Source organism: Halobaculum sp. MBLA0147 (genome assembly GCF_041361345.1).
Lineage (GTDB): Archaea > Halobacteriota > Halobacteria > Halobacteriales > Haloferacaceae > JAHENP01.
The window spans coordinates 1,860,570-1,881,836 of the sequence record NZ_JBGKAD010000001.1 but is presented as its reverse complement, the minus strand read 5'-3'; the positions used below and the strand labels follow the sequence as shown (position 1 = coordinate 1,881,836).

The window sequence follows — 21,267 nt, the reverse complement described above, 5'->3', positions numbered from 1 at the left end:
GGCCTTCGGGCGGCCACAGCGGTGGGGCGACACCCGTACCCATTCCGAACACGGAAGTTAAGCCCACCAGCGTTCCGGCGAGTACTGGAGTACGAGAGTCTCTGGGAAATCCGGTTCGCCGCCTACCACTCATACAGAGCCCGGCAGAGGACACCTCCTCTGCCGGGCTTTTTGCGTGTGTAGCGGTCGTCGTGGACCGCTACGTTTAATCCACTCCCACGATCACTAGCAGACGCGCCACGGTGGCAGAGTTCGGTCAGACGCGACGGCCTGCAGAGCCGTTCTACGCCGGTTCAAATCCGGCCCGTGGCTTCTCTCGATCGACGACCCGCACAGCGCCGGGTCCAGAAGGCTCATCTCGTGACGTGCCCACCGACGAGTGTGACGAGTCGAATTCGAGCGGCGGACTACCACGAGCTGGCGAAACCGGGGAGTGTCGATCTCCACGACGAGGAGGAGCGGGTAGCGTTCACCCGTGTGCAGCCAGAAGACGACGAGCAGTACGAGTCGACGGTGTACGTGGCCGACCTTGACGACGGAGACACCCGGCGGTTCACGCTGGCGGAGGGGCGCGACGCCGAGCCACGGTGGTCACCGTCCGGCGACCGACTGGCGTTCACGTCGACGCGCGGGGCAGACGACGACAGACAACAGTTGTGGGTCCTCCCGAGTGATGGTGGCGAGGCGCGACAGGTGACCGAGGTGGTCGGTGGCGTCTCGTCGATCGCGTGGAGTCCGGATGGCACGCGAATCGCGTTCTGTCAGCGCGTCCACGAGGACGATCGCGCGGCCGAGAGAGACATCTCGGTCCCGGACGAGTACGACCCGGAGGAACCGGACCCACGAGTGATCGACCGGACGGTGTACCGGTCAGCGGAGCGGTACTTCGACGGCGCGTACACACAGGTGTACACCGTCGAAATCGAGACGGGTGACGTGACACGTGTCACCGAGGAACCGCACGAGCACGCGGCACCAGCGTGGGGCGACGGGACGACGCTGTACTTCACTGCGGAGAAGGTAGGCGTGGACCCCGACGACAGCGACGAGTACGACATCGTCGCGTACGACACCGACACGGAGGAGACGACAGACGTGTACCGGGGCGCCGGCTGGGGAGCGGCGCTCGCGGTGACGACGGACCACCGGATCGCACACCTGTACACCGAGCCGGGGCGGGCGTCCATCGAACAGACGGAGTTGCACGTGTACGACCGGGAGACGGCCACCTGCCACGAGGTGACGGCGGACCTCGATCGGACGCTCGGCTACGAGGCGGCGCCACAGTGGGGTCCCGACGAGGAGCGGGTGTACTTCACCACGCCCGACGAGGGGGCGACGAGTCTGTGGAGTGCGCCGGGTGACGCCAGCGAGGAACCGGAGCGAGAGTACCGCGGCGGTGCGGTGTCGGCGGCCTCGGTGGGCGAGGACGCGGTGGCGCTCGCGCGCAGCGAGTGGGACCACCCGGGAGACGTGTTCGTCGTCGCGGACGGCGAGGAGCGGCGGCTGACGGAGATGAACGAGGCGTACCTTGAGACCGTCGACGTGCAGGAACCGGAGTCGATCACGATCACCTCCGAGCAGGGGGAGGTGGACGGGTGGGTCCTGACACCGCCGGCGTTCGACGAGACGGAGACGTACCCGTTGGCGGTCGAGATCCACGGTGGGCCACACGCGATGTGGACCACGTCGGGAACGATGTGGCACGAGTTCCAGACGCTCGCGGCGCGGGGGTACGTCGTCTTCTGGTCGAACCCGCGTGGCTCGACCGGGTACGGGGAGGCGTACTCGCAGGCGATCGAGCGGAACTGGGGTGAGGTGACGGCGACGGACGTGATGGCCGGCGTCGAGGCGGTCGCGGAGCGGTCGTACGTCGACGAGTCGAGCGTGTTCCTCACGGGCGGCTCCTTCGGCGGGTACATGACCTCGTGGCTGGTGGGCCAGACGGATCGGTTCACGGCGGCCGTCTCCCAGCGCGGGGTGTACGACCTGACGGGGTTCTACGGGTCGACGGACGGCGCGTACAAGCTGGTTGAGGGGGACTACGACACGACGCCGTGGGAGGAGCCGGCGTTCCTGTGGGAGCAGTCGCCGGTGGCGCACGCGGACGCGGTGGACACGCCGACGTTGGTGGTCCACTCGGACGACGACTACCGGACGCCGGCGAACACGGCGGAGTTATTCCACCGGATCCTCCGGAAACACGGCGTGGACACGCGGTTGGTGCGGTACCCGCGCGAGGGCCACGAGCTGTCGCGGTCGGGCGAGCCGGCCCACGTCGTCGACCGGATCGAGCGGATCGTCCGGTGGTTCGACGGCTACTCGCCGTACCACGACGGCGAGCGCGCGCTGGACCGGCCGGACGAGGACGGACTGAGCGCGGGCGAGGACGAAGAGGAGGGAGAAGAGGACGACGGGCAGGGTGAGGGAGAGTAGGGCGGCGAAGCGCAGTGTTCCCGAGCGGGCGGTGCGACACCGGGTCGCCGAGCCGTGTGGTCGTGGCCCCGCGTGGGGCCTCGTCCTCCCCAACCGCCGCCGGGTCGCGCGACCGCGCGCGACCCGCCGGCCCTCGCGCGGCTCGCGGCTCGCTTCGCTCGCCGCTCGCAGTCGAGACGCTCGTTTCACTCGCGTCTCGCGCGCGCCGACGGCTCTCGTCTCCCTGGGGACCGCGACGGGGTGCGTGGTGTGCCGTCGCGACTCCGGAGGGGCCGCGTCGTCCGCGCAGGCGCGACGTGCGGAGCCGTCCGCGCGGGCGCGACGCGCAGAACCGACACGCTCGTGACGCGCGAGCGACGACCGAGACGCGAGGAGGAGACAGTGACCGACTGCACGTACTGCGGCTGTGACGTGACGAGACACGATCCGGTGTACGTCGCCGAGGGTGATCCCGAGGCGGCGACCGATGCGTACTGCAACTACGGCTGTCTCGCGGCGCACGTCGAGGAGGCCGGACTCGCGGTCGACACCGCCTGCCGGTTCGACCCGGACGGTGCGTGAGCGGCGGCGGTGTCGCGGTCGCCCGTCGAGTCCGCGTCCGACCGCGGCGGGACGCAGGTCAGTCGACGATGATGTCCTCGTCGCCGTCGATGGTGACGCCCTCGGTCGGCTTCATCTCCGTCTCGTAGCGTTCGATCCAGTCGGCGAAACACGACGGACAGCGGCGCTGTTCGTCGACGGTGGAGCCGTCGACGGACAGCCGCACGGTCCGTGCGAGCGCGTCCTCGACGGCGTCCCCACAGTCGTCGCAGGCGTCGGGCATACCTCGGCGTCACGGGGCCAGCGGCTTAGTGGTTCGCCCAGGGTCTCCGGCTGCCGCCGCCCGACGTTGCCGGCGAGAGCCTCCTCACCGACACGCGCCGCCGCCGAGTGGCGACACTGTGGCCGATATGCCACGCCGCCGGGTGGCGACACTGGAACCGACTCACACGCACCCCCGGACAGTTACGGTCTCCGGGGGCGAACCCCCCGGTGTGCGCCCAGGAGAGCGACACGACGAGCCGGGTGCGTCGTCGCTGCGGACCGTCGGGGTCCTCGGCGGGATGAGTCCGGCGTCGACGAGCCACTACTACGACGGGATCGTCGAGGGAGTCACCGAGGCCCGTGGCGGCCACACGAGCGCGCCGGTGATCGTGTACAGCGTGAACTTCGCCGAGGTGAAAGACCTGATCGACGCGGACCGGTGGGAGGCGGCCGGGGAGCTGCTGGCGAGTCGCGCCCAGCGACTCCAGGCGGCCGGCGCGGAGGTCGTGGTGCTGGCGACGAACACGATGCACCGGGTGGCCGACACGATCGCCTCGGGGCTCGCGGTGCCGTTCGTCCACATCGTCGACCCGACGGCGGCCGCGATCCACGAGGCGGGCCTCGACACGGTCGCCGTCCTCGGGACGGAGACGACGATGGCCGGTGAGTTCTACCACGAGCGGTTCGCCGCCCACGGGGTCGAGACGGTCGTCCCAGACGAGAGCGCCCGTGAGACGGTCGACCGCGTGATCTTCGAGGAGCTGGTCCACGGCGAGGTGCGCGAGGCCTCTCGACACAGACTCCTCGCGATCGTCGCGGACCTCCAGGAGGCGGGCGCGGAGGGGGTCGTCCTCGGCTGTACGGAACTGGCGATGCTGCTCGACCACGACGACACCGACCTGCCGGTGGTCGACACCACCAGCCGGCACGTCTCGCGTGCGGTCCAGTTGTGTCTCGGCGAGGCCCCACTGCCGGGGGAGTGATCGGTGTCGTACTCGGGAGTGTGCTCGGCGCCACTACCGAGATCGGATCGGTGTCGCGGGCCGCCGCGGACCGCCAAGCATACCTCCGGGAACGGGCTACGTCGGGCGAGAACCGATGTCCAACCGCGACGAGTACTACAACCGTGCGAAACAGGAGGGGTACCGTGCCCGCTCGGCGTACAAGCTCAAGCAGATCGACGCCGCCGAGGACGTACTCGGTCGCGGCGACACCGTGGTCGACCTGGGAGCCGCGCCCGGCGGGTGGCTCCAGGTCGCCAGCGAGGCGGTCGGTGACGCCGGACGTGTCGTCGGCGTCGACCGCCAGCAGATCGAGCCGCTGGACGCGGCCACCGTCGAGACGATCCGGGGCGACATGACGGACGAACGCACCCGCGACCGGCTCCGGGCCGCTCTCGGCGTCCCCGGCGCGGCACCGAACGACCGCCGAACCACGTCCAGTCTCGGTTCGTCGAGCGAACTCCGCGCGAGCGACGAGATCGAGACCGGAGCGGCAGCGGCGAGCGCCGCAGACGACGGGGAGGACGCAGTGGGGACGGGAGACGCCGATGCGGCCGACCGCGACGACGCGGACGCGACGGGGGCCACCGCCTCGGGTGGGGCGGACGGCCCGCGTGCACGCCCCGCGGACGTGGTCGTCTCCGACATGGCGCCGAACATGACCGGCGAGTACGCGCTGGACCACGCGCGGTCGATCCACCTGGCGCGACAGGCGTTCGAGACGGCGCTGACGGTGCTCGGGACGGGCGGCGACTTCGTGGTGAAGGTGTTCGACGGCCGCGACCTGACGGACTTCCAGGCGGAACTCGCGGAGTCGTTCGAGTACGTCCGCTCGCTGGACCCGGACGCCTCTCGGCAGGAGTCCTCCGAGCGGTTCCTGATCGGGAAGCAACGACTCGACGCGCCGGTGGAGACGGGCGAGCGCCGCGAGGTCGAGGTCACCGACACCGGCGAGGAGGGTGACGGAATCGCCGTCGTCGACGGCTACACCCTGTTCGTCCCCGACGCCGAACCGGGCGAGACGGTCGCCGTCGAGGTGACGGACGTGAAGGCGAACTTCGGGTTCGCGGAACGGCTGGAGTAGTTGGTCTCGCCTCGGCCACCCGGCGCAGACGGCCACACAGCGCCCGTGCAGAAGCCTTACCCACGCTCACCGCCAACTTCGACGTATGACGGACGACGAGCCGAGGGACCACGAGTTCTCCTCGGGACAGGGGTTCGACGAGGAGTACGACGCGTTCACACTCGAACCGGAGGCACTGCAGGGTGACCCGTCGTCGGTGGACCCGGTGGACACGCGGGTGATCACCGACGCACTCGACCAGCGGAACGTCGCCGCCGACCAGGTCGATGTCGAGGAGCTGATCGACGTGGGGCTGTCGTACATGCAGATCAACCGCTTCGAGGAGGCGACGGGCACCTTCGAGCGGGCCGCCCAGTTCGCCGAGGACGACTCCCTGGCGGAACAGGAGGCGTGGACGAACAAGGGGGCGGCCCACGCCGAGTTGGAGGAGTACGACGAGGCCATCGGCGCCTACCGCGAGGCACTGCGGATCGACGAGGAGTCGGAACACGCCGCGACGGCACTGACGAACCTCGCGTACGCGCTGTGGGAGTTCGGCGAGACGGAGGAGGCGTTGGAGAAGGCCGAACGCGCCGTCGAGATCGACCCGCGCTTCCCGCAGGCGTGGTACAATCGTGGGTTCTTCCTGCTGGAGCGCGGGCTCGCGGAGGAGGCGGTCAACGCCTTCGACAACGCGATCCGACTCGGCTTCCGGAACGCCGACGTGCTCGACGAGAAGGCACGCGCCCTCGAGGAGGCGGGTGACCACGAGCAGGCGGAGGAGGTGGCCCAGCAGGCCGAGGACCTCCGCGAGCAGGCCGAACAGGAGATGGTCGAGGAGTACGGGGACCGCTAGATGACCGTCGTGGTCACGGTCCGCGAGACGGCGGAGGGGACACTCGTCGCGGCCGCGGACGCGGACTGTCTCGGCGAGACGTACGAGGACGGCGCGGTGTCGCTCACCGTCGAGGCGTCCTTCTACGACGGCGAGGACGCCGAGCGCGTCCCCGCGGAGACGGCCGTCGAGCGACTCGCGGACGCGGACACCGCGAACCTCGTCGGCGAGGACTGCGTCACGGCGGCGCTGGAGGCCGGCCTCGTCGACGAGGGCGGCGTCCTCGAGGTCGACGGCACGCTCCACGCCCAAGTCGTTTGGATGTGACACCCGGGGCGGCGCCGACACCCGGGGCCACCTCGACTCGCGTCTTCCGTGCCGTCGACAGCCGGGGCCACCTCGACTCGCGTCTTCCGTGCCGCCGACCCACGGACGGCGCCGACTTGCGAACACGAAGTCGGAGCGGGCACAACTTTCACTCCGGTCTGGACACGCTTTTACCGGCGTCGCCCCTGCACACGAGTCGTGTGACGGCGACCGCCCCGCGAGGGGTCGTCGCCCCAGACGCACGAGGGAACCGGGACCGCCAGTGACGACACTACGAACACAAGTACAGTTGTATCTACCAAACCACACCGGAATCCCACCGCTTATACTGGTGGCACCGGTAACGAGACTCCGTTCGATTTCACCATGACAAGCGACACGCCGACGACCGAGACAGCCCCCGCACACGGGGAACACGGGGAGGACTGACAGTATGAGCCAGCCGGACGTGACCGCGGAGGAGTTGGAACTGCCGATCAAACGAACCGACGGGGACACACTCGAGGAGCGGCTGACGAGCAACGCCTACGACAACATCCTGCCGGCGCGGTACCTGCGGAAGGACGCCGACGGCAACGTCACCGAGGCACAGGAGGAGCTGTTCGAGCGCGTCGCACACAACATCGCGCTCGCGGAGGCCGTCTACGAGGCCGAGCGGCGCGACACCGAGGTGACGGTGACGCCCGACCAGGTGAAGCCGGACCACCCGCGACGCGACGAACTCGCCGAGGAGGTGTTCGGCGCGGGGACGACCGTGGAAGACGACGCCGAGACGACGCTGACGGAGGCGAACGTCAACAAGTTCGCCTACGAGACGGTCGTGCCGGAGCTGCCGGGCGAGATCGCCCAGCACGTCCAGGAGACGGCCGCGGAGTTCCGCGAGCTGATGGAGCGGCTCGCCTTCATGCCGAACAGTCCGACGCTGATGAACGCCGGCGACGAACTCCAGCAGTTGTCGGCGTGTTTCGTCGACAGCCCGGCCGACGACATCGACGACATTCATCAAACGGCAAAAGAGGCCGCTCAGGTCTTTCAGAGTGGGGGTGGGATGGGGTATGCATTTTGGAAATTAAGGCCGTACGGCGACTCCGTCGGCTCGACCGGCGGCATCGCCTCCGGGCCGATCACGTTCATGCGGACGTTCGACCAGATGTGTGAGACGATCGCGCAGGGTGGCGCCCGACGCGGCGCCCAGATGGGCGTGATGCGCGTCTCGCACCCGGACGTGATCCAGTTCGTCCACGCGAAGAACAAGGACGTGTCCCTGGCCCGCTCGCTGCGGCTCAACGACCCGGACGACTTCACGCACACCTCCTTCGCGGACGCACTGGAGGAGGCCCGCGAGCTGATCGACGACGACGGGAAGGTGCCGGAACACCTCCGGAACGCCGTCGAGGGGCACCTCTCGAACTTCAACATCTCCGTGGGGATCACGGACGACTTCATGGAGGCGGTGAAGAACGACGAGGAGTTCACCTTCACCAACCCGCGGACGGAGGAGCCCCACGTCGCCACCCACGAGACGAAGGAACTGTACGAGATGTTCGGCCTCGGCGAGCACGTCGCGGTCGGCGAGGAACTGTCGGTGCCGGCGACGGAGATCTGGGACCACATCGTCGAGGGCGCCCACGAGAACGGGGAGCCGGGCGTCGTCTACCTCGAACGGATCAACGACCTCCACTCGTTCGACGTCGAGGAGCACCCGGACCACCGGATCCTCGCGACGAACCCGTGTGGCGAGCAGCCGCTCGAAGAGTACGAGGCCTGTAACCTCGGGCACATCAACCTCTCGACGCTGGCGGCCCGGGACGCGCCGGACTGGCGCGTCTGGAGCGACGAACACGAGTTCGACACGCTGGAGGAGGGTGTCGAGCGGTTCCTCGCGGAGGCCGTCGACTTCGAGGAGTTCGACCACCGGATCGCGACCGGGACGCGGTTCCTGGAGAACGTCGTCACGATGTCGGACTTCCCGGTCGACGAGATCGCGGACACGGTCTCCTCGATGCGGAAGATCGGGCTGGGCATCATGGGGCTGGCCCAGTTGTACATCCAACTCGGCGTGAAGTACGGCGACGACGTGGCCAACGAGATCGCCGAGCAGTTGATGACCCACATCAACCACGAGTCGAAGACGGCGAGCCACGAACTGGCCGAGGAACGCGGCTCCTTCGACGAGTGGGACGACTCGAAGTACGCCGACCCGACGGCGTACCGCGAGTGGTTCGAGCACCACACCGGCGAGGACGCCGACGAGTGGGCAGACGGCTACCCGATCCGCAACCACAACACGACGACCATCGCACCGACCGGCACCACCAGTATGGTAGGGAATACCACGGGTGGTTGTGAGCCGATCTACAACGTCGCCTACTACAAGAACGTCTCCGACGACGTGCAGGGCGACGAGATGCTCGTCGAGTTCGACGACTACTTCCTCCGGACGCTGGAGGCCAACGACATCGACGTTGCGGCCGTCAAGGAGGAGGCCCAAGAGCAGATGGCGACCAACGAGTTCGACGGCGTCGACGGGTTGGAGACGGTGCCGGACGCCATCGGCGAGTTGTTCGTCGTCACCGGCGACCTCGACGCCAAGGACCACGCGGGTGTCCAGGTCGCGTGTCAGGCCGGCGTCGACTCGGCGATCAGCAAGTGCCTCGAAGAAGGGACGCTCGTTCAGACAGACTCGGGTGTCCGTCCGATCGAGTCGTTCGCGGACGAGACTCCGGAGGCAGGGGAGTTCACCGAAGTCGAGGAAGACGTGACAATCGACGGCGTCGCCGTCGAGTCGCAGTACTACGCCGGGGAGAAGGACGCGACGCGGGTCCGTGTCGACAACGGGTCGGAACTCGTCGGAGCCACGGACTCACACAAGGTACTGACACCGGACGGGTGGACGGTACTGGGTGATCTCGAAGAAGGCGACTACGTGATCGGTCGCCACACGGAGTCACACGGGGACGGCCAGACCGAAATCAGCTTCTCGCGTCGGGGGAGTGCCGTGGCCGACGGCGGTGCGACGGTCGCCGCCGGTGGCGTAGACCCGTCGGTGTACGAGAAGGAGGTCACACTCCCGTCGAAGATGTCACCGGCCCTCGCGCGGTTCCTCGGAATGTACGCCGCCGACGGAAGCGCCATCGACGAGCGCTACGCCGTCGAGATCAGTACGTCCTCGGAGCGCGTTCGGGAGGAGGCACGCGACCTGTTCGAGGAACTGTTCGGTCGTGAGCCGTCCGTCGAGGCGGACACCCGTGGTGGCGAGAGCCGCGACACGGTGTACGGTGTCCGGCTGAACTCCAAACCCGTCTGGGAGTTCGTGACGACACTGTGCGGGTCCGGGTCCTACGAGAAGGACGTTCCCCGCTCGGTGTTGCGTGGAAGTCCCGAGGAGAAGCTCGCGTTCGTCAACGGGGTGACGCTGGACGGATACGTCTCGTCGCAGTCACTCGTCGTGTACGGCGGGATGTCGAGAGACCTCGCCGACGGCGTCGCGTCACTCGTCCGAAGCTTCGGCGTCCCGAAAGTGTACGTGGGTCGCAAGTGGGTCGCCGAGTCGGAGGCGTACGCATATCAGGTTCACCTCACGAACGAGGCACAGGAACTGGTGACACCAATCGAGCCACACAAGCAGGTGAGTCGGTTCGATCAGCGGTATCGCGTGTACGTTCCCGAGGATCGTGTCGACAAAACTGACTACGATTCGCGCTCACAGGCGTACTACGCGGCCCGGAGCGTCGAGTATCGGGAACAGAACTACATGTTCGACACGACGGCCGAGAAACTCGGGATCGACGACGCACCACCACTGCACGAGGTGACCGAGGTCGAAGACGCCGGGACCCGGGAGATGTACGACATCGAACTTGCAGGTCCCCACGAGTACGTCGTCGGTGGCGTCGTGTCACACAACACCGTCAACGCCCCGAACGACTCCACACTCGAGGACGCCCGCGAGGTCTTCGAGTACATCTACGACCACGGCGGGAAGGGTGTCACCTACTACCGCGACGGCACCCGTTCGAAGCAGGTGCTCACCACGCGGGCGGACAACACGGAGTTCGCCGACGAGACGGAGGCCGCCGAGACGATCGTCGCCCAGATCGACGAGGTGTTCGGCGGCGTGGAGGCGTTCCTCGACAACGAGGACGTGCAGGCCGCCGTCGACGCGGAGATCGACGAACTGTTGGCCGCGACGGAGCGCCCGCAGGTCGACTACACGGAGAAGCGGCCGCGGCCGGACTCGCTGACGGGTGTCACCCAGCTCATCGAGACCGGCTACGGGAAGATGTACGTCACCATCAACGAGGACCCCCAGACCGGCGAGCCGTTCGAGCTGTTCGCCAACATCGGCCACTCTGGCGGGTTCACCAACTCCTTCACGGAGTCGCTGGCGAAGGTGATCTCGACGGCACTGCGGTCGGGCGTCGCCCCCGAGGAGATCGTCGACGAACTCCAGGGCACCCGGTCGCCGAAGGTCGCCTGGGACAAAGGCGAACAGATCCAGTCGATCCCGGACGCCATCGGCACGGCGATGCGCCGCTACCTCGAGGGCGAGATCGACCGCGCGCACCCCGAACAGCAGAACCTCGACGAGATCGAGGACGCGACGCCGTCGGAGACGGCCGCCGACGCCGCGGCCGACCCGCCGGCCGAGCCGACGCCGGAGTCCGACGGCGGCGTCGCCGCCACGGAGGCGACGAGCGACGCGGTCGAGGATCTCATCGCCAACGGCGAGTCGCCGGAGTGCCCGGAGTGTGGCAGCATGACGCTGTACTACTCCGAGGGCTGCAAAACCTGCGAGAGTTGTGGGTGGAGCGAGTGCTGAGTGGCGTCTGAGGGGCTGAGACGCCCGATTCGATCTCGGATCGACTCTTCTATCCTCTCCGAACTCTCCACCTCCTCCGTCTCACACTCTCCGCCTCACACTCCTCGCGACAGTGAGGTCCACAGCGGTGACGACGGCGACGACGCCGGTGTGCCACGTTCTCGGGAGGACCGACAGAGGAAAGCCCACACGGCCGGTAGCGTGGTGTATGAGCGATCTCGACGCCGACGTGCAGACGGCCGACGAGTACGGCGGGGAGGGGCCGCCGGTCGAGGAGAAGCCCTACAAGATCATCTTCGAGGCGAACGCCTGTTTCGGCGCGGGCAAGTGCGCGGAGGTCTCCGACACCTGGGAGATGGACATCACGACGGGGATGGCGAAGCCGGACACCTACTACATCGACGAGGAGGACCTGGAGCACAACGTCCGCGCGGCGGAGGTGTGTCCCGCGAAGAAGGGTGACGGCTGTATCCACGTCGTCGACCGCCGGACGGACGAGGAACTCGCCCCGGACCCACACGGCGACGGCACACTGAGCGTCGACTGGTGAGCACCGACCTTTTTCACTCCTCGGGTGGCCGCCGACGGCGGCCACCCGAGGAAAAAAGCTCGATCAAAAAGGGCCGCGAGCGCGCCTCCGGCGCGCTCGCGGTCGGTGTGCTGGCGGGTGACCGCAACCGCTCCCCGCAACCGCACCGCCCGCGACCGCTCTGAATTCCGGTCGTCTGCCCGCCTCGGGAGGGACCGTCTCGCTCCACCCGCCACACATCCGCGGTGGCACCCGGGTACGGACGCGAGCGAGGCCCGTCGGGCCGAGCGAGCGTGTTTTTGGTCGAGCTTTTTTCCTCGGGTGGCGCGCCTCGCGCGCCACCCGAGGAGTGAAAAAGGTCGTAGTGCGAGGGAAGGGATTCGAACCCTCGAACCTCTACAGGAGCGGATCTTAAGTCCGCCGCTTTTGGCCAAGCTCAGCCACCCTCGCGCACTCCGAGTGTCGAACGGTCGCGGGCTTGTCGGTTTCGGTCCCCCACTCGTCGTCGGCGGGTGACTCTCTCTGTCGACTCGTCGGCTCACTCGCCGCCGGCAGGTGCCCTTTTGTGGCGGGCCGCCCCACGAGCCGGTGTGAAGTCCACCGACGGCACGCAGGCGGCGAAGCGAGCGGCGGGCGAACAGGCGGCGGCGACGGTCGCCGACGGCGACACCGTCGGGCTGGGCACCGGCTCCACCGCGGCGGCGGCGATCCGGGCGCTGGGCGACCGGGTCGCGGAGGGGCTCGACGTGACGGCCGTCGTCACCTCCCACCAGTCGCGAGCAGTCGCCCGCGAGGCCGGCGTCCCGCTCGCGTCGTTGGCGGAGACCGACCGCCTCGACGTGGCGATCGACGGCGCGGACGAGGTTGCCGTGCCGGCGCCCGACCGCGTCGCGAACGTCGCCGCGCACCCGGACGTGTCACTCGACGCCAGTCCCCCGCTGGTGAAGGGTGGTGGCGCGGCCCACGCCCGCGAGAAGGTGGTCGCGGCGGCGGCCGACCGCTACCTCGTCGTCGTCGACGACACGAAACTCGCGACCCGGCTCTCGCACCCGGTGCCGGTCGAACTGCTCCCCGACGCGGAGGCGTCCGCGACGCGACACCTCCGCGACGCGGGCGGCGACCCGACGCTGCGGACCGCCGAGCGCAAGGACGGCCCCGTCGTCACCGACAACGGGAACCTGGTGGTCGACTGCGCGTTCGGGGAGATCGACTCACCCGAGGGGCTCGCGACCACGCTCGCCCGCGTCCCGGGTGTCGTCGAACACGGACTGTTCGTCGGGCAGGCCGACGCGCTCGTTGTCGGGACCGCCGAGGACGGCGCCGCACTGCGTCCCGTCGAGTGAGTCCACGGCAGCCGTGACGACGGCGCCGCCGCTGGCGCGTGTCGAGAACGGAGGACGGTCGCTCCGCAGGTCTCTCGTCTACAGGTCGCGCGGCTGGACCGTCTTCCGGTCGTTCTCCTCGGCACGCCGTGCGGCGTCGTCGAGGATCTCCGCGACCTCCTCGTCGAGCGCGCCGTAGAAGTCCGACGCGACGTTCTTCTCGTCCAGGTACTCCTTGACGGCTGCCTTGATAATGTGGTCTGCCATGCAGTCGCGTCTACCGCGTGAGCACTTGTAAACGTTCTCAAATTCTGGCGGCGCGGCGCCTCTCACGGTAGTTTAGCGACCGGAAAGTGTTGTTAACAGTCCACATACACGTTCGTCACAGTTCGTCGTCGGCGGGGGATCACGGCCGACCGCGAAACGGGTGGTCGTCGGGTGGGTGATCGCGGGCTGGACCGACGAGTACGTCACGCTGGCGCCCGTCGGTGGGCGTATGCGCGAGACGCTGGAGGCGGTGCTGGCGGGGGAGTTGACGCCGGCGGAGGCGGAGACGCGACTCCGCGGGTACACGACGATCACGGACGGGGACCGAGAGGCGCGGTTCGACGCGGCCAGAGAGACGCGACGGGGCGTCCCCGAGGGGATCCTCGCGGAGGGGAAGACGCCCGCGGAGGTCGTCGCCGTCACCGAGGAGGCGCTGTCGACGAGTGGCCGTGCGCTGGTGACGCGTGCCGACGCGGAGACGGCCGCCCGTGTCGAGAGTGCCGTCGCGGAGTCGCACCCGGAGGCGACCGTCCGCCGCGACGACCGGGCGGAGACGGTGGTCGCACACGCCCCCGACTTCGACCCCCCGGACGTACCGGCGACGGTCGCGGTCGTCTCGGCGGGGCTGGCGGACGCCCGTGCGGCCGGCGAGGCGGCGACGGTGGTCCGCGAGGCCGGTCCGAGCGTCGAGCGGTACGACGACGTGGGCGTCGCGAACCTCGATCGGACGCTGGACGTGGTGCCCGCGCTCCGCGAGGCGGACGCGGTGGTCGTCGCCGCCGGTCGCGAGGGGGCGCTCCCGACGGTGATCGCGGGCCGCCTCGACACCCCCGTCATCGGGCTGCCAGTGGCGGCCGGCTACGGCGCCGGCGGCGAGGGCCACGCGGCACTGCTCGGCTTACTCCAGTCGTGTACCGTCCTCTCGGTGGTGAACGTCGACGCCGGCTTCGTCGCCGGCACGCAGGCCGCGCTGATCGCACGCCAGGTCGCGTCGGCACGGACGGAGGAGCGCGACGACCCGACACACACAGAGACGACCGACGACTGATCGGTCTTCGGACGGCACCGTCGTCGGGGTGGGCGAGGAGGACTGGATCGGCGCAACACCGACCGAGACGGTCGACACCGGCGTCGGGTGTGAACGTCTACCGAGGGTATTAGTGCACTCGTCCCGTACGGAACGACGCCGGTGACGGTGGACGCCGGTCGACGCATGCCACGCTGTGATCACTGTGAATCGCACGTGTCCGACCGCTTCGCGCGGGTGTTCAGCGACGGACGGGGTCGGTTGAACGCCTGCCCGTCGTGTTCGGCCAACGCGGGGATCGCGGAAGTGGCACGGACGCGTGCTCGCTCGGACGACTGAATCGCCGACAGACACGGCCACGAGGCCGACGACGCACAGACACGGCCACGGGGCCGACGACGCACAGACACGGCCACCGGTCAATCGGACCCAGACACGACCGCGGGGTCGACCAGACCGCACGGTCGGCGGCGGGCGCCGCTCCCACGCTCGCGTCCGACCGTGTTTTCTCGCCGCGACCACTGCCTCCAGCCGTGAGCGACCACTACGTCTACGTCCTCTCGTGTGCGGACGACTCGCTGTACACCGGTTACACGACGGACGTGCCCCGCCGCGTGGCCGAACACGACGCCGGCGAGGGTGCCAAGTACACTCGCGGCCGGACACCCGTCGAGGTGGTCCACGTCGAACGGTTCGACTCCCAGTCGGCCGCGATGGCTCGCGAGTACGCGATCAAACAGCTCGCCGCAGACGAGAAACGCCGGCTCGTCCGCGACGACGACGCCGGGCTCGACCCCGACGCCTTCCGCCCCGAGCGATGAGGCAGTGTGCCAACGGCTCGAACGGACCCGACACGCTCTTGCCGAGGGCGACTGAAAGAGCACTTAAATGATCGGCAGACAGTTCCTCCGGGAGAACCCGGAGACGGTCCGCGAGGCGCTGGCGCGACGCGGGGACGACGAGGTGGACCTCGACCACGTGCTCGCCGTCGACGAGGAGTGGCGCGAGTTGAAGGCGGAGGGTGACGACCTCCGCCACGAGCGCAACGAGGTGTCGAGCGAGATCGGCCAACTGAAAGCCGAGGGTGACGACGAGGCCGCCGAGGCGGCGATCGAACGCTCGCAGGAACTGAAAGAGCGACTCCAGACCGTCGAGGATCGCGCGGACGAGTTGGAGGCGGAACTGGAAGATGTCCTCCTGCGACTCCCGCAGGTGCCGGACGAGGCGGTGCCGGACGGCGACGACGAGGCGGACAACGTCGAACGCCGTCGCGAGGGGTTCGACGACCTCCGCGAGGTGCCCGAGGACGTGGTGCCCCACTACGACCTCGGGGAGGAGCTCGACGTGCTCGACTTCCAGCGCGGCGCGAAGGTGACCGGCGGCGGGTTCTACTTCACGAAGGGAGAAGGTGCCCGCCTGGAACACGCGCTGGTGCAGTTCATGTTGGACGTGCACCGCGAACAGGGGTACACGGACCTGTTCCCGCCGATCCCGGTGAACAGCCGGTCGATGCGCGGGACGGGGCAGTTGCCGAAGTTCAACGAGGACGCCTACCGCGTCGGCGGCGGGGAACACGAGGTGTACGACGACGACGACCTCTGGCTGTGTCCGACCGCGGAGGTGCCGGTGACGAACATGTACGCCGACGAGATCCTGCTGGACGACGACCTCCCGGTCAAACACCAGGCGTACACGCCGAACTTCCGGCGCGAGGCGGGCGAACACGGCACGGAGACCCGCGGGATCGTCCGCGTCCACCAGTTCAACAAGGTGGAGTTGGTGAACTTCACCCGGCCGGAGGACAGCGACGAGCGGCTCTGGGAGCTGTTGGACGAGGCCGAGGAGGTGCTCCGTCGCCTGGCGTTGCCGTACCGCGTGCTCGACATCTGCACCGGCGACCTCGGGGACAAGGCCGCTCGCCAACTCGACCTGGAGGTGTGGGCGCCCGCGGACGACACGGAGGAGGGGCCGGACCGCGGCGGGCGGTGGCTGGAGGTGTCGTCGGTGTCGAACTTCCGCGACTACCAGGCGCGCCGCGCCGGGTTGCGCTACCGCCCGGAGCGTCACGAGTCGGCGGAGTACCTCCACACGCTGAACGGGTCGGGACTCGCCGTCCCGCGCGTGCTCGTGGCGATCATGGAGTACTACCAGAACGACGACGGGACGATCACCGTCCCCGAGGTGTTGCGCCCGTACCTCGGCGGCCTCGAACGGATCACCGGCTCAGAGAAGATCGGCGAGGCGGCCATCGGGGCCGGCGAGCGGGAGTAGCTACGAGTTGCCGGCGAGTTCCGTTCTGATCGCGGTGAGTCGCTCCCCGATCTCCGTCTCGATCTCCTCTAGTTCCTCGTCGATCTCGTTGGCCGTCTTCTTGATCGACGTGGTCTTTGACCTGATCGTGCTGAACTGCCCGATCTTGTCTTCGACCTGTCCGATGTTCGCCTGAATGACCTCGAGATCGGTCCCGGAGTCGGCACTAGCGTAGTTCTGCACGGCGCGTGTCTTCGCCCAGTTGAACGCAATTCTGAGGAACCCTGGTTCGACTTCGTCCTCCTCTTCGTCCTCGCTCAGTGTGACGACCAGACGGTCGGTCTCGAACTCGTGGAAGTAGCCGACCTTGTTCGGCACGTACTCTTCACACTCGAAGACGATGATCCCGTAGTCTGCGTCTCGGTTCTCGATCGCGCGGCCGAGTTCCTCCTGGATGTCCGGCTGAGTGTATCCCTTGTCGCTTTTCGCTTCGACGACGATCCGCTGGTCGGTCTCGTCGAGCGTGAGGACGAAGTCCCCGACCTTCTCGTTCGCTATCTCGCCGGTCGTCTCTCCCGTGTACTCGAGACTGTGGCTCGTTCCGTAGACGAGATCCGACAGTAGCTCCTCAACGGTGTCTTCGAAGTCGTCTCCCTTGAGCCGTGTCCGGCCACGAATCTCCTCTCGGGTCTCCTCCTCGGTGGTTACCTCCTCGATCTTATCACGGAGTTGACTGATGTCTTCGCGGAGTTGGCTCCGAAGTCGCTGGATAGGCGTTCCGTCCGTGTCAGGATCGAGTGCCGCCTGAATCCGTTCGCCGTCCTCTCCCAACTCGTCGTCTAGTCGGTCGACGAAGACGCCGTCTTCTCCGAACGCGTCGTCCAGTCGGCTCCGGAGCGTCCCGTCTTCGCCGAGGTGTTTCTCGAACACCGCCGGCACCTCACCGTCCGTCCCGAACTTCTCTTCGACCTCCTCCTCGACGCGTTCGATCTCGGCTTCGAAGTCCGACCGCATCTGTTCGAACTTCCGTTCGACGTACTCCTCCTCGCCGGTCGTGGCGGCGAGTCCCGCCGTCTCGACGCCGAGTCTGAGCACTCGTTCGAGTTCTTCGGCGCGGTCGCCGTCGTCGAACTCCGCGAAGTGTGACGCGACGCTGGCGTCCTCCAGTTCGAAGCCGTCGATCGACAGTGTCTCGTCGTCGGCGTCGATCTCCGGGGTAGTCTGTGTCGACATCTCAAGCGCTAGCCCGAAGAGAGCGATATTGAATGCTGTGGGGAGAACAGACAATAACAACCGAAACGAACACTCCTCCCACCACACCGCTCGCTGTAACCGCCACTCGGGACGCGCCGTTTTTCACCGCCCACCCCCGACGGTCGGTGTGGAGTTACACGTCCGGTACGAGGGGGACGACGACCCCGAGAAGTGTACGGCCCGGAAGCTCTCGCGTCACGACCAGGTGACGCTCCACCGCACGGACCGCGAGACGCCGTACGGTGTCGTCCTCAACCCGCACGCCGAACGGGCGTTGTCGCCCGCCGACGCACCCGACACGGGCGCCACGTCCGCGACGACGGACGACCACGAGGGCGCCGCCGACGCCAGTGGCGACGCGGGCACGCTCGTCGCGCTGGACTGCTCGTGGGAGTCGGCCGGAGAGGCACGCTTCTCGTTGCCTGGCGAGCACCGCGCGTTGCCGTACCTCGTCGCCGCGAACCCGGTGAACTTCGGCAACCCGTTCCAGTTGACGACCGTGGAGGCGCTGGCGGCCGGGCTGTGGATCCTCGGCGACCGCGACGGGGCCGAGGAGCTGCTCGCGACGTTCACGTGGGGGGAGACGTTCGCGGAACTCAACGAGGAACCGCTCACCCGGTACGCGAACTGCACGGACTCCGCGGAGGTCGTCACCGTCCAGCAGGCGTACCTGGACCGCGGCGAGTGAGTCGCTCCGGTCACCCTCTCGCCCGCCGCCCGCCGACGAGGAGCGCCACGACCAGCGCGATCACTGCCGTGATCGGCCCCACACCCGGAATCGGGGTCTCCGTCCGGGTGTCGCGTGGGTCCGGTCCGACCGTCTCGCTCGCGGACGGTGTGGCCGGCTGCGAGGTGATCCCCGTCGCTGTGCCAGTCGGCGTGTCGTTCTCGGCCGCAGTCGGTGGTGTCTCCGTCGCGGTCTCCCGTGCGACAGTCACGTCGCCCGTCGACACCGTCTCGGGACCGAACGGGGGCAGGGAGGTGTTCGGCGTCGCGAGTCCGCTCGTCGTACTCGCCACCCAGTCGCCGAACACCGTCACGTTCCGTTCGGTCGTCCCGTTCACGTAGCGCGGAGCGGCCGATCCGCCGACAGTGACCGGTCGGTCCCGGAACGGCCCGTCGAAGCGGAGGTCGTCGTCCGTGTCGCGGTGGGCGACGACGAACAGGTACCGGGGCGAACTGTCGGGGGGTAATTCGACTACGTCGTCGGTGGTCGACAGGACGCCGACGAGTTCGTACGTCCGCGTCGTCGGATCGACCGCGTACACCCCGATGGATCGGCCGTACCGGTCGATCTGTGTGTACGAGACGGTCACGTTGCGGTCGGGTCGCTCGTGACCGAACACGTCTATGTTCCACCAGACCGACGGTACGTCGCCGACTGCCACCGTCGTCTGGCGACCGGCGACGTGGACGACGTACGCGTTCGGCCGCGACACACCACTCACGCCGACCGCCGCGGTGACACACCCAGTCGCCGAGGTCTCTCCGGGACGGACCGTGACCGTCTCGACGCGGTCGACGCCGGAGTCGACGCGCGAGGAGAGGGTCACGTTCACGCGGGAGCCGGGGAGAAGGTTCACACGCCCCTGGACCGTCGCGACCACATCGGTTCGTCTTCCCAGTGATCCTCCGTGCTCGACCCGCACGTCGTCGAGGCGGACCCCTCTACTCGTGAACCGGAACGGCGCGTCGAACCGCTCGCGGTCGGTCGCGTCCGTGTCGAGCCACCCGCTCGCACCGAGCGACGCCGTCTGCGACCCCACGTCGTAGCCCGCGAGTCGCTCGGTGTCCAACAGGAGCGTGACGACGCCCGTCCGGTGGTCGACGACCGCACGGAGACTGTCCTGCCGGGCGCTCTCTGTCGGGTCGATGCCGCCACAGGGGCCAGACAGCCGGAACGTCGCCGGAGTCGCGCGGTCGCGCCACTCGTGGAGCGCGAGGACTCGCTCCGTGACGTTGGCTCCGGACTGGGCCGCGACGACGCCGAGCAGACTCGGCGCCTCGAAGCGGACGAGGAGCGTCTCGCCCCTGGTGACGTAGAAGAGCCGATCGCCACGCGCGTAGTCGTCGGGTGCCGAGCGGTTCGACACGAGGCCGCGTGCACTCGCGGCGCGCAGTTCCGTGGCGTTCGCGCCGAACAGTCGCGGCACGCCGCGGCGGAGCGTGACGTTCTCGACGGCCGCTGGCGTCACCGTCAGCCGGTTGGAGTCTACGCGCTCGCCGTCGCTGCGGACCACCACGGTGTAGTTCCCGGCGTCGAACGCGCCGGAGCCGTTCCCACCGACGACGACGAGTCGGTCCCTGCCGGCGACTGCGTAGGCGTCGGCGCGGACGCCCGTCCCCGTACCGTCGGACGCGGTCCCATCACCCGTCTCGCCGTCCCCGTCGTCGGTCTCGTCCGGTTCGATCCCGCCACCGGCGAGGTACGTGTTCACGACGAGTCGCACTCGTCCGTCGCCGTCGTCGACGACGCGCGAGCGGGCGGTGTAGTTCTCCCCGACCACCGAGACGGTCGCGTTCGCGCCCGCCGGCACGGACAGCGGCACGACCGCCAAGTCGCCGCGAGGGACGGTCGTGTCGCGCCTCTCGTCGGGGATCGGCGGGCCGTCGGTGTTCGCTCGCTCGCTCCGCTCGTCGGTAGTGGTGGAGACGTTCCCCGTGTCGTCTCCGTGTGGTCGGATCGGACACGATCGTGCGCTCGCCGCGGATCGTCTGTGCGTGGCGACGGACTCCGTGCTCGTCGCCGAGTCGCCGTCGGGCGCGGCGGCCGGTCTGGGAGTCGTGTCGACGCCACCCGCCGGGGCGTCAGGTGTGGCGTCCGTCACGCGCTGGTCGGCTGGCGGCGTGCCGAGTGCCGTCGCCGGCGCGACGACGGCGGCGAGCGTCGCAAGGAGGGCGAGCGAGAGGGCTCGCGTGGGGTGACTGGGGGCCACGTCTGGACCCGTCTACTCCGAGCCAATGTGTCTTGTGGGCTCTCGCGGTGTCTCTCCGACGGCAGTGACGATCTCGACACGCGAGACACGAGGCGTGTGAGACACTGGCCGTGGCTTTAGGACCGGAGACGTGTCGAGTCGCGAGTGTGCGACCCACACGACCCTACGCCGACGGCGCGGAGGTGGCCGATGCCGGGGACGAGTAGCGACTCGCCGGTCAGGACGGCCGTCGGTCTCGCCGTCTTCGCCGTCGCGGTGCTCGGCAGCGTCGTCCTCGGCTGGGGCTACGGCGACTTCGACGACCCGGTCGCGGTCGTGATCGGCGTCGCGGTCGTCGCCGGACTGCTCTACCGACAGTCCGGCTAACCGGCGTCACGGGTGTCGCAGTCGTCGT

At 68.6% G+C, this 21,267-nt stretch carries 18 protein-coding genes, 2 tRNA genes, 1 rRNA gene and 1 pseudogene; 17 read left to right on the top strand and 5 right to left on the bottom strand.

All coding sequences use genetic code 11. The features are described from left to right. Positions 1–5 precede the first annotated feature (5 nt). From rrf to RYH80_RS08945, 4 genes are all read left to right on the top strand, one after another. Positions 6–127, top strand: a 5S ribosomal RNA gene (rrf, locus tag RYH80_RS08960). A gap of 109 nt (positions 128–236) precedes the next feature. Next, positions 237–312 (top strand) — tRNA-Cys (locus RYH80_RS08955). 69 nt (positions 313–381) lie between these two features. Next, positions 382–2,436, top strand: coding sequence for a S9 family peptidase (locus tag RYH80_RS08950; RefSeq protein WP_370903517.1), 2,055 nt, complete (start codon positions 382–384; stop codon positions 2,434–2,436). A 381-nt stretch (positions 2,437–2,817) separates the two neighbouring features. Then, positions 2,818–2,997, top strand: coding sequence for a hypothetical protein (locus tag RYH80_RS08945; protein ID WP_370903516.1), 180 nt, complete (start codon positions 2,818–2,820; stop codon positions 2,995–2,997). A gap of 58 nt (positions 2,998–3,055) precedes the next feature. Here RYH80_RS08945 and RYH80_RS08940 read toward each other — a convergent pair whose 3' ends face one another. Continuing rightward, positions 3,056–3,259: a DUF7569 family protein gene (locus tag RYH80_RS08940; RefSeq protein WP_370903515.1), complete on the bottom strand. Its 204-nt coding sequence runs from the start codon at positions 3,257–3,259 to the stop codon at positions 3,056–3,058. A 211-nt stretch (positions 3,260–3,470) separates the two neighbouring features. Here RYH80_RS08940 and RYH80_RS08935 point away from each other — a divergent pair, with 211 nt between their 5' ends. From RYH80_RS08935 to RYH80_RS08910, 6 genes and pseudogenes are all read left to right on the top strand, one after another. Then, the gene (locus tag RYH80_RS08935) at positions 3,471–4,223 is read left to right on the top strand and encodes an aspartate/glutamate racemase family protein (RefSeq protein WP_370903514.1); all 753 of its coding nucleotides are present in this window, start codon (positions 3,471–3,473) and stop codon (positions 4,221–4,223) included. A 115-nt stretch (positions 4,224–4,338) separates the two neighbouring features. Beyond that, positions 4,339–5,325, top strand: a complete 987-nt coding sequence (locus RYH80_RS08930; RefSeq protein ID WP_370903513.1) for a 23S rRNA (uridine(2552)-2'-O)-methyltransferase — start codon at positions 4,339–4,341, stop codon at positions 5,323–5,325. Positions 5,326–5,410: 85 nt separating this feature from the next. Next, positions 5,411–6,160, top strand: coding sequence for a tetratricopeptide repeat protein (locus RYH80_RS08925; protein WP_370903512.1), 750 nt, complete (start codon positions 5,411–5,413; stop codon positions 6,158–6,160). After that, positions 6,161–6,466 carry a DUF424 domain-containing protein gene (locus tag RYH80_RS08920; RefSeq protein ID WP_370903511.1) on the top strand — a complete coding sequence of 102 codons (306 nt, stop codon included), beginning with the start codon at positions 6,161–6,163 and terminating at the stop codon, positions 6,464–6,466. Positions 6,467–6,899: 433 nt separating this feature from the next. After that, positions 6,900–11,052, top strand: a pseudogene (locus RYH80_RS08915) (adenosylcobalamin-dependent ribonucleoside-diphosphate reductase); the annotation flags it as partial. A gap of 444 nt (positions 11,053–11,496) precedes the next feature. Beyond that, entirely contained in the window at positions 11,497–11,838 is a 342-nt protein-coding gene (locus RYH80_RS08910; RefSeq protein WP_370903509.1) for a ferredoxin, read from the top strand. 344 nt (positions 11,839–12,182) lie between these two features. On the opposite strand, the gene RYH80_RS08905 is transcribed toward RYH80_RS08910, so the two are convergent. Continuing rightward, a tRNA-Leu gene (locus RYH80_RS08905) sits at positions 12,183–12,267 on the bottom strand. A 140-nt stretch (positions 12,268–12,407) separates the two neighbouring features. Here RYH80_RS08905 and rpiA point away from each other — a divergent pair. Further along, positions 12,408–13,160, top strand: a complete 753-nt coding sequence (gene rpiA / locus RYH80_RS08900) for a ribose-5-phosphate isomerase RpiA (protein ID WP_370903507.1) — start codon at positions 12,408–12,410, stop codon at positions 13,158–13,160. Positions 13,161–13,238: 78 nt separating this feature from the next. Here the strand turns inward: rpiA and RYH80_RS08895 are convergent, their stop codons facing one another. Next, entirely contained in the window at positions 13,239–13,406 is a 168-nt protein-coding gene (locus tag RYH80_RS08895; protein WP_370903506.1) for a DUF1931 domain-containing protein, read from the bottom strand. Positions 13,407–13,635: 229 nt separating this feature from the next. Between RYH80_RS08895 and larB the strand changes: the two genes are divergently transcribed. From larB to serS, 4 genes are all read left to right on the top strand, one after another. After that, positions 13,636–14,454, top strand: coding sequence for a nickel pincer cofactor biosynthesis protein LarB (gene larB, locus RYH80_RS08890; protein WP_370904692.1), 819 nt, complete (start codon positions 13,636–13,638; stop codon positions 14,452–14,454). Positions 14,455–14,619: 165 nt separating this feature from the next. Beyond that, positions 14,620–14,772 carry a DUF7563 family protein gene (locus RYH80_RS20155; protein WP_489753324.1) on the top strand — a complete coding sequence of 51 codons (153 nt, stop codon included), beginning with the start codon at positions 14,620–14,622 and terminating at the stop codon, positions 14,770–14,772. Positions 14,773–14,966: 194 nt separating this feature from the next. Beyond that, a complete protein-coding gene (locus RYH80_RS08885; protein WP_370903505.1) occupies positions 14,967–15,254 on the top strand; it encodes a GIY-YIG nuclease family protein in 288 nt (95 codons plus the stop codon). 67 nt (positions 15,255–15,321) lie between these two features. Then, positions 15,322–16,704 (top strand): serine--tRNA ligase, encoded by a 1,383-nt coding sequence (serS, locus tag RYH80_RS08880; RefSeq protein ID WP_370903504.1) that lies wholly within the window; start codon positions 15,322–15,324, stop codon positions 16,702–16,704. Here the strand turns inward: serS and RYH80_RS08875 are convergent, their stop codons facing one another. Continuing rightward, on the bottom strand, positions 16,705–17,916 hold the full coding sequence (locus RYH80_RS08875) for a restriction endonuclease (protein WP_370903503.1): 1,212 nt from the start codon (positions 17,914–17,916) through the stop codon (positions 16,705–16,707). Positions 17,917–18,064: 148 nt separating this feature from the next. Between RYH80_RS08875 and RYH80_RS08870 the strand changes: the two genes are divergently transcribed. Then, complete coding sequence (locus RYH80_RS08870) at positions 18,065–18,625, top strand: DUF367 family protein (RefSeq protein ID WP_370903502.1); 561 nt, start codon at positions 18,065–18,067, stop codon at positions 18,623–18,625. A 10-nt stretch (positions 18,626–18,635) separates the two neighbouring features. Here RYH80_RS08870 and RYH80_RS08865 read toward each other — a convergent pair whose 3' ends face one another. Further along, the gene (locus tag RYH80_RS08865) at positions 18,636–20,873 is read right to left on the bottom strand and encodes a hypothetical protein (RefSeq protein WP_370903501.1); all 2,238 of its coding nucleotides are present in this window, start codon (positions 20,871–20,873) and stop codon (positions 18,636–18,638) included. Between the two features lie 189 nt (positions 20,874–21,062). Between RYH80_RS08865 and RYH80_RS08860 the strand changes: the two genes are divergently transcribed. Next, on the top strand, positions 21,063–21,239 hold the full coding sequence (locus RYH80_RS08860) for a multidrug transporter (protein WP_370903499.1): 177 nt from the start codon (positions 21,063–21,065) through the stop codon (positions 21,237–21,239). The last annotated feature ends 28 nt before the right edge of the window (positions 21,240–21,267 follow it).

Bases quoted from the DNA above. Each gene is read 5' to 3' on its own strand.
- RYH80_RS08940 (WP_370903515.1), bottom strand. From the start codon at position 3,259: ATGCCCGACGCCTGCGACGACTGTGGGGACGCCGTCGAGGACGCGCTC.
- RYH80_RS08930 (WP_370903513.1), top strand. From the start codon at position 4,339: ATGTCCAACCGCGACGAGTACTACAACCGTGCGAAACAGGAGGGGTAC.
- RYH80_RS08925 (WP_370903512.1), top strand. From the start codon at position 5,411: ATGACGGACGACGAGCCGAGGGACCACGAGTTCTCCTCGGGACAGGGG.
- RYH80_RS08920 (WP_370903511.1), top strand. From the start codon at position 6,161: ATGACCGTCGTGGTCACGGTCCGCGAGACGGCGGAGGGGACACTCGTC.
- RYH80_RS08910 (WP_370903509.1), top strand. From the start codon at position 11,497: ATGAGCGATCTCGACGCCGACGTGCAGACGGCCGACGAGTACGGCGGG.
- RYH80_RS08895 (WP_370903506.1), bottom strand. From the start codon at position 13,406: ATGGCAGACCACATTATCAAGGCAGCCGTCAAGGAGTACCTGGACGAG.
- larB (WP_370904692.1), top strand. From the start codon at position 13,636: ATGCGCGAGACGCTGGAGGCGGTGCTGGCGGGGGAGTTGACGCCGGCG.
- RYH80_RS20155 (WP_489753324.1), top strand. From the start codon at position 14,620: ATGCCACGCTGTGATCACTGTGAATCGCACGTGTCCGACCGCTTCGCG.
- serS (WP_370903504.1), top strand. From the start codon at position 15,322: ATGATCGGCAGACAGTTCCTCCGGGAGAACCCGGAGACGGTCCGCGAG.
- RYH80_RS08875 (WP_370903503.1), bottom strand. From the start codon at position 17,916: ATGTCGACACAGACTACCCCGGAGATCGACGCCGACGACGAGACACTG.
- RYH80_RS08860 (WP_370903499.1), top strand. From the start codon at position 21,063: ATGCCGGGGACGAGTAGCGACTCGCCGGTCAGGACGGCCGTCGGTCTC.